Source organism: Streptomyces sp. SID5785, from assembly GCF_009870065.1.
Taxonomy (GTDB): Bacteria; Actinomycetota; Actinomycetes; order Streptomycetales; family Streptomycetaceae; genus Streptomyces.
In genome coordinates this window covers 1-7,771 of the sequence record NZ_WWIA01000240.1, presented here as the reverse complement: position 1 = coordinate 7,771, position 7,771 = coordinate 1, and the positions used below count along the sequence as shown (strand labels likewise).

Sequence of the window (7,771 nt, the reverse complement as noted above, 5' to 3'; positions counted from 1 at the left end):
GGTACAACTCCCGTGTCTCCGAAGGGAGTACGTACTACGCGCAGGACGGCAACGCGCTCGCGCTCAAGGCCAGGCTCCTGGTCCGCTACGCCGACGGCACTGCCCAGAGCATCGTGACGCGGCCCGGCGCGGGCTGGCGCACGACCGACACCGGCCCGTACCGCGCGGACGACATCTACGACGGCCAGACCTACGACGCGCGCAGGGAACTGCCCGGCTGGGCCGCGAACGGGTTCGACGCCGCCGGGTGGGCGGACGCCGAAGAGGTCGGCTACGCCGCGAAGTTCCCGCAGGCCAAGCTCACCGCCTACCCGGGCGAGTCGGCGCGTCTCATGGCGAAGTGGGACCGGCGGCCCGGTTCGCTGACCGTCTACCGCGAGGTCACGGGCGAGGCCGGCAGTGCCAACGGGAAGGGCCGCGTCGTGCCCGACCCCGCCCGCTCGACGACGGGCGAGCCGGGCCCGGTCGCCCTGAAGCCCGGCGACACCGCCGTGTACGACCTCGGCCAGAACATGGTCGGCGTCCCGCGCTACACGGTGCGCGGTCCGGCCGGCGCCGAGGTCGTCGTGCGCTTCGGCGAGATGCTCAACGACGACAGCAAGGGCGCGGACGGCCCGGTCGGCTCGCTCTACCGGGCCAACCTGCGCAGTGCCAAGGCGACGAGCACGTACGTGCTCAAGGGCGCCGAGGACGGCGAGACCCACCAGGACTCGCTGACCTTCTACGGCTTCCGCTACGTCTCGGTGGAGGTGACCACCCCCGGCGCCGAGGTCACCGTCTCGGGCGTGACGGGCCGGGTCGGCACGTCCGCGATCCGGGACATCGGCGAGGTGACGACGGACGACGACAAGGTCAACCAGCTGATCAGCAACGTCCGGTGGGGCCAGCGGGGCAACTACCTGTGGGTGCCGACCGACTGCCCGCAGCGCGACGAGCGGCTCGGCTGGACCGGCGACACACAGGTCTTCTCGAACACGGGCCTCTACAACACCGACGCGGTGGCGTTCCTCAGCCACTTCGAGGACATCCTCGTCGAGTCCCAGAAGACGTACGGCGTGGACGGCGCCCAGTTCACGGCGGTCGCACCCGGCAACCGCTACAACGCGGCCGCGCCGTGCAGCGGTTGGGCGGACTGCGGCGTGATCGTGCCGTGGACCGTGTGGCAGATGAGCGGCGACCGCACCGTCGTGGACCGCGCCTGGGACGCGATGGTGCGCTACCTGGCGTGGATCCGCGACAAGGGCGGTGACACGTTCGCGGGCCAGGGCGCGATCTTCGCCGACTGGCTGGCGTTCCAGAACACCGGCACGCAGCTGATGAGCGACGTCTACTACGCCTACAGCGTCCGGCTGATGGCGCAGATGGCGGCGGCGACCGGGCGCGCGGACGAGGCGAAGACGTACGAGGCCCTGTTCACCGACATCCGCCGGGCGTTCATGGCGAAGTACGTCCAGACCGACGGCGACCGCATCACGGTCAGGTCGAGCCTCGGCGGGAAGCCCTCGATGGGCGGCGATCCCGAGGACGACAGCCAGTCCGCCCTGCTGTGGGTGCTGAAGCTGGGCTTCTACGACACGCAGGCCCAGCGCCGGGCGCTGGTCGGTCTGCTGGCCGACAACATCGGCAACGACGCCGCGTACAAGGCCGCCCACCCCGACAGCGCGCGGGTCGCGTACGCGGAGAACACGCTCTCGGTGGGATTCCTCGGCGTGAACGTGCTGGCGCCGGTCCTCACCGACGAGGGGCGCGCCGATCTCGCGTACCGCCTGCTGCACCAGAACGCGATGCCGTCGTGGCTGTACTCGGTGGACAACGGCGCGACGACGGTCTGGGAGCGCTGGAACTCGTACTCGAAGGAGGACGGTTTCGGGCCCGTCGAGATGAACTCCTTCAACCACTACTCGTACGGCGCGATCGTGGAGTGGATGTACGCGTCCATGGCGGGCATCGCACGCGACCCGGAGCATCCGGGGTTCCGCCGGTTCCGGCTGCGGCCGCATCTCGACCCGACCGGGGGCATCACCCGGGTCGCGGCCCGCCATCTGTCGCCGTACGGCGAGATCACGAGCTCGTGGTCGCTGGCCGGGGACGGGACGCTGACCTACGAGGCGGACGTGCCGCCGGGCACGGAGGCGGCGCTGACGCTGCCGGCGGTGTCGGCGTCCGCCGTGCGCGAGGGCCGGACCCCGCTGCGGTCGGTGGAGGGCGTGCGGTTCGACGGCTTCGAGGACGGGGCGGCGACGTTCCGGCTGCCCTCGGGCCGGTACCGGCTGACGTCGGCGGTGCGCTGACGCAGGGGTGCGGGGCGGGCCCGTGCCGGGCCCGCCCCGCGTGGTGTACCGCCGCGGTTCAGGGGCGGGAGCGGCTCGACCCCCGCACCACGAGTTCGGGCCGGAGCACGACGTGCTGGTGGCGGTGGTCGGCGGCCCGCTCACCGGTCTCCTGGAGCAGGAGGTCGGCGGCGATCGTGCCGAGGGTGAGCGCGGGCTGGCGCACGGAGGTCAGCGGGACCGTGGCGGCCGCCGCGAACTCGATGTCGTCGTAGCCCACGATCGCGAGGTCCTCGGGGACCCGCACCCCCGCCGCGTACAGGGCCTGGAGCACGCCCAGGGCGAGCAGGTCGTTGGCGCAGAACACGGCCGTGGGCCGCTCGGCGAGCCCCAGCAGCCGCGCCCCCGCGTCCCGGCCCGCCGTCACGTCGAGCCGTTCGGTGGGCAGTTCGCGCAGGGCCGAGGCGGGCAGTCCGGCCTCCGCGAGCGCGCGCAGGGCGCCCTCGCGGCGGTCCTGGACCTGTCTGAGGTGCGGCGGGCCGCTCACGTACGCGATCCGCCGGTGTCCGGCATCGACGAGGTGGTGCAGGGCCAGGGCGCCGCCCGCCACGTCGTCGACCGCCACCGAGCAGCCCTCCTCGTCCCCGGCGACCCGGTCCACGACCACGTACGGGATGCCGTGCCGGCGGAAGTCGCGCAGCGTGGCGCCGCTCGGGTCGGCGGGGGTGATGAGGGCGCCGCGCACCCGCTGTTCGGCGAACAGGGAGAGGTACTCGGCCTCCTCCGCGGGGTTCTGGGCGCTGTTGCACAGCATGACGCCGAGCCCCGCGTCGCGCGCGGCGCGCTCGGCACCGCGCGCGACGTCGACGAAGAACGGGTTGCCCATGTCCAGGACGAGCAGGGCCATGATGCGGCTGCGGCCGGCCCGCAGCTGGCGGGCGTACTCGCTGCGGACGTAGCCGAGCCGGGCGATGACCTGCTGGACGTGGCGGCGGGTCGGCTCGGCGACGCGGTGCGGCTGGTTGAGGACGTTGGAGACGGTGCCCACGGACACTCCCGCCGCGTGGGCCACGTCCTTGATCCCGACCGTCGTGCGCTCAGGCACGGTGGCGGACCTCACCGAGCGGCCGCATCGCGGCGTCCGGGCGCCGGCCGTCCGGGTCCGCGGAGCACCCGTCGGTCCGGTCCTCGGCTCTCGCCTTGAGCAGGAAGCAGACGCGCTGCATGGTGCTCGTCCCTTCCGGGTCAGAACTTGTAGTCGTCGATGTTCTTCTTGTCGAAGACGGTCGGCTTGCCGAGGGAGACGACCCCGTCCTTCTCGATGGTGAACTGGCCGAGGTCGCCCGCCTTGTAGGTCTCGCCCTCCTTGCCGGAGATCTGGCCGGACTCCAGGGCGACGGCGGTGTGCGCGGCGAGCGCGCCGAGCTTGGCCGGGTCCCACAGCTCGAAGGCGTCGACGGTGCCGTTCTTCACGTAGGCGCGCATGTCGTTGGGCGTGCCGAGGCCGGTGAGCTTGACCTTGCCCTTGTACTTCGAGCCGGACAGGTACTGGGCGGCGGCCTTGATGCCGACGGTGGTCGGGGAGATGATCCCCTTCAGCTTCGGGTGCTCCTGGAGGAGGCCCTGGGTCTGCTGGAACGACTTCTGCGCGTCGTCGTCCCCGTAGGCCGTCTTGACGAGCTTGATGTCCTTGTACTCGGGCTTCTTGAGCTCGTCCTTCATGTAGTCGATCCACGTGTTCTGGTTGGTGGCCGTCTGGGCCGCCGAGAGGATCGCGATCTCGCCCTTGTTGCCGATCTGCTGCGCCATCTGCTGCACCTGGGTGCGGCCGAGGTCCTCGGCGCTGGCCTGCGAGACGAAGACGTTGCGGCAGTCGGGCTTGGTGTCGGAGTCGTACGTGACGACGCTGACGCCGTTCTTCATGGCCTGCTTGAGCGCCGTGCACAGGGCGCCGGGGTCCTGCGCGGACACGGCGATGCCGTCGACCTGCTGCTGGGTGAGCGTGTTGACGTAGCTGACCTGGCCGGAGGTGTCGGTGCCGCTGCTGGTGCCGACCTCCTTGTAGGTCGAGCCGAGCTCCTGGAGCGCCTTCTTGCCGCCGTTGTCGGAGGTCGTGAAGTACGGGTTGTTGACCTGCTTGGGCAGGAAGGCGACCGTGAGGCCCTTCTTCGTGGCCGCGTTCGGGTCGGCCTTGCCGGCCGCGGCGGACTTGCCCGCGTCCTTGTTCGCGTCGTCCTTGGTGGTGCCGCCGCAGGCGGTCGCGGCGAGGACGAGGGCGGTGGCGACGGCGAGGGCCGCACCGGTCCGGCGGGTTCTGGCGGTGACGGGCATGGCGGGTCCTTAGAGGTGAGGTGAGAGGTGAGGAAGGAGCGGGTGTCGGGCCGTGCGGAATCAGGGGCGGGCGGTGCCGGCGGTGCTCAGGGCGTCGTGACGGGTTCCGGTGGCGCAGGTGCGGCGACGGTCCTGCGACGGGCGCGGGCCTGGCCGATCTGCCGGCCGACGCGGGGTGCGAGGACGGAGATGACGAGCAGGACGCCGGTGACGAGGATCTGGGACTGGGCGGAGACGTTGACGAGGCTCATCACGTTCTGCAGCGTGCCGAGCAGGAAGACGCCGGCGATCGCCCCGCCGAGGGTGCCCTTGCCGCCGTCGAAGTCGATGCCGCCGAGCAGGACGGCGGCGATGACGGAGAGCTCGAGGCCGGTGGCGTTGTCGTAGCGGGCGCTGGCGTAGTGCAGGGCCCAGAAGACGCCGGTGAGCGCGGAGAGCAGACCGGTCGTCACGAACATCGACAGCTTGAGCCGCTTGACGCGGACGCCGGAGAAGCGGGCGGCCTCCTCGCTGGCGCCGATCGCGAACAGGGAGCGGCCGACCCGGGTGGCGTGCAGCACGACCACGGCGACGGCGAGCAGGATCACGAAGGGCAGCGCGGCGTACGGGACGAAGGTGTCGCCGAACCGGCCGGCCCCGAAGTCGAGGTACTGGGAAGGGAAGTCGGTCACCGAGTCGGAGCCGAGGACGATCTGGGCGATGCCGCGGTAGGCGGCCATGGTGCCGATGGTCACCGCGAGCGAGGGCAGCCCGAGCCGGGTGACGAGCAGCCCGTTGACGAGCCCGCAGACCAGGCCGAGCAGGAGGCACAGCGGGACGATGGTCTCGATGGCCATGCCCGCGTTCCACAGTGCGCCCATGACGGCGCCGGACAGTCCGGCCGTGGAGCCCACGGACAGGTCCACCTCGCCGGAGACGACGAGCAGGGTCATCGGGAGGGCGATGAGCGCGATCGGCAGGGTGTTGCCGATGAGGAACGAGATGTTGAGCGCGTTGCCGAAGTTGTCGACGAACGAGAAGGAGCAGAGCAGCAGCACGATCAGCAGGGCGCCGACCGCGGTGTCCCAGCGGAGCGCGTTCTTCAGGGTGTCAGGCATGGCGGGCGCTCCTCATCTGTGCGGCCTGCTTGCGCAGCACTGCGGCGACCCGCAGGGCCAGGATCCGGTCGACGGCGATGGCGAGCAGCAGCAGGACGCCGTTGATGGCGGTGACCCAGACGGAGCTGACGCCGATGGCCGGCAGGACGCTGTTGATGGAGGTCAGCAGCAGGGCGCCGAGCGCGGCGCCGTAGACGGTGCCGGAACCGCCGGTGAAGGCGACGCCGCCGACCACGACGGCGCTGACGACGGTGAGTTCGTAGCCGTTGCCGGTGGCGGAGTCGACATTGCCGAAGCGGGCCAGGTAGAGCGCACCGGCGAGGCCGGCGAGGGCGCCGCACAGCACGTAGGCGGTCATGATCCGCTTGCGGACCGGGATGCCCGCGAGGGTGGCCGCCTCGGGGCTGGAGCCGAGCGCGTACAGGTCGCGGCCGCTGCCGTAGCTGCGCAGGTAGTAGCCGACGGCGAGCAGCACGGCGAGGGCGAGCAGGGCCAGGTACGGGACGATCCACACCCCGTCGTGGCCGAAGTCGACAAATCCGCCGGGCAGGTCGGCGGCGACGATCTGGTCGGAGCCGACCCACAGGGAGTCGAGGCCGCGCACGACGTAGAGGGTGCCGAGGGTGACGACGAGGGCGGGTACCTTGCCGAGGCTGACCAGGGCACCGTTGAGGACGCCGAAGACGGCGCCGACGGCGACCGCGTAGAGCACGGCGAGGACGGAGTTTCCGCCGCCCTGGAGGTAGTCGCCCGCGGCGAACGCGGAGATGCCGAGGACGGAGCCGACGGACAGGTCGACGTTGCGGGTGATGACGACGACGGCCTGGCCGGTGGCGACGAGGGCGAGGATGGTCGCGTTGAGCAGGAGGTCCTTGACGCCCTGCTCGGACAGGAACTCGGTGTTGGACAGCTCGGTGGCGAGCAGCATGACCACGAGGACGCCGGCGACGGCGAGCTCGCGGACCTTGAACACCTTGTCGAGCAGGCGCCGCCCGGCGGCGGGGCCGGGGGCGGTGGCCTCGCGCACGGGCCGGTCGGTGACGGTCATGCCGCCCTCCTCTGGTCGCGGCCGGTGGCGGCGGCCATCACGGTCTCCTCGGAGGCCTCGGCCCGGGACAGTTCGGCGGTGAGCCGGCCCTCGTGCATGACGAGCACGCGGTCGGCCATGCCGAGGATCTCCGGCAGGTCCGAGGAGATCATCAGGACCGCGACGCCGTCGGCGGCGAGCGTGGACAGCAGCCGGTGCACCTCGGCCTTGGTGCCGACGTCGATGCCGCGGGTGGGTTCGTCGACGATGAGGACCTGCGGCCGGGTGGCGAGCCACTTGGCGAGGACGACCTTCTGCTGGTTGCCGCCGGACAGCGTGCCGACGACGTCGGCCAGGCGCGCGTACTTGACCTGGAGCTTCACGGACCAGTCGAGGGAGCGGCTGCGCTCGGCGCCGCGGTTCATCAGCCCGGCCCGACTGGTGTCGGAGAAGCCGGTCAGGCCGATGTTCCGCTCGATGGACAGGTCCATCACGAGGCCCTGGGCGCGCCGGTCCTCGGGGACCAGGGCGAGTCCGGCGTGCATCGCGAGGCTCGGGGCACCGGGCTTCAGGCGCTTGCCGAGCACCTCGACCTCTCCCCCGTCGAAGCGGTCGACGCCGAAGACGGCGCGGGCCACCTCGCTGCGGCCGGCGCCGACGAGCCCGGCGAGGCCGACGATCTCGCCGCGGCGCACGTCGAAGGTGACGTCGGTGAAGACGCCCTCGCGGGTCAGCCGGCGCACGCTGAGCGCGACCTCGCCGATCTCGGCGTCCTGCTTCGGGTACAGCTCGTCGAGGTCGCGGCCGACCATGCGGCGGACGAGGTCGTCCTCGGTGAGCCCGTCGAGCGGTTCGCTCGCGACCCAGGCGCCGTCGCGCAGGGTCGTGACGCGCTGGCAGAGTTCGAAGATCTCCTCGAGGCGGTGCGAGATGAACAGGACGGCCGCGCCCTGCTCGCGCAGCGTCTCGACGACGCCGAACAGCCGGGCGACCTCGCTGCCGGTCAGCGCGGCGGTCGGCTCGTCCATGATCAGGACGCGGGCGTC

The 7,771-nt window shown here is 71.7% G+C and carries 7 protein-coding genes; 1 reads left to right on the top strand and 6 read right to left on the bottom strand.

Annotation, left to right across the window (positions count from 1 at the left end):
- Nucleotides 1–2,291 (top strand): alpha-L-rhamnosidase (locus GTW43_RS07230; RefSeq protein WP_161300793.1); only part of this gene is annotated, 2,291 nt, incomplete at its 5' end.
- Between the two features lie 58 nt (nucleotides 2,292–2,349).
- Here GTW43_RS07230 and GTW43_RS07225 read toward each other — a convergent pair.
- From GTW43_RS07225 to GTW43_RS07205, 6 genes are all read right to left on the bottom strand, one after another.
- On the bottom strand, nucleotides 2,350–3,375 hold the full coding sequence (locus tag GTW43_RS07225; RefSeq protein WP_161300792.1) for a LacI family DNA-binding transcriptional regulator: 1,026 nt from the start codon (nucleotides 3,373–3,375) through the stop codon (nucleotides 2,350–2,352).
- Nucleotides 3,368–3,496, bottom strand: a complete 129-nt coding sequence (locus tag GTW43_RS38455; protein WP_272922504.1) for a hypothetical protein — start codon at nucleotides 3,494–3,496, stop codon at nucleotides 3,368–3,370. The genes GTW43_RS07225 and GTW43_RS38455 overlap by 8 nt, the downstream gene beginning before the upstream one ends.
- A 19-nt stretch (nucleotides 3,497–3,515) precedes the next feature.
- Nucleotides 3,516–4,601, bottom strand: coding sequence for a rhamnose ABC transporter substrate-binding protein (rhaS, locus tag GTW43_RS07220; RefSeq protein WP_161300791.1), 1,086 nt, complete (start codon nucleotides 4,599–4,601; stop codon nucleotides 3,516–3,518).
- Nucleotides 4,602–4,687: 86 nt separating this feature from the next.
- Nucleotides 4,688–5,698, bottom strand: coding sequence for an ABC transporter permease (locus GTW43_RS07215; RefSeq protein WP_161300790.1), 1,011 nt, complete (start codon nucleotides 5,696–5,698; stop codon nucleotides 4,688–4,690).
- Nucleotides 5,691–6,746, bottom strand: a complete 1,056-nt coding sequence (locus GTW43_RS07210; protein ID WP_161300789.1) for an ABC transporter permease — start codon at nucleotides 6,744–6,746, stop codon at nucleotides 5,691–5,693. Before GTW43_RS07210 ends, GTW43_RS07215 begins: the two co-directional genes overlap by 8 nt.
- Nucleotides 6,743–7,771, bottom strand: a 1,029-nt coding sequence (locus tag GTW43_RS07205) for a sugar ABC transporter ATP-binding protein (protein WP_161300788.1), incomplete at its 5' end; no start/stop codon positions are given. The genes GTW43_RS07210 and GTW43_RS07205, both read right to left, overlap by 4 nt.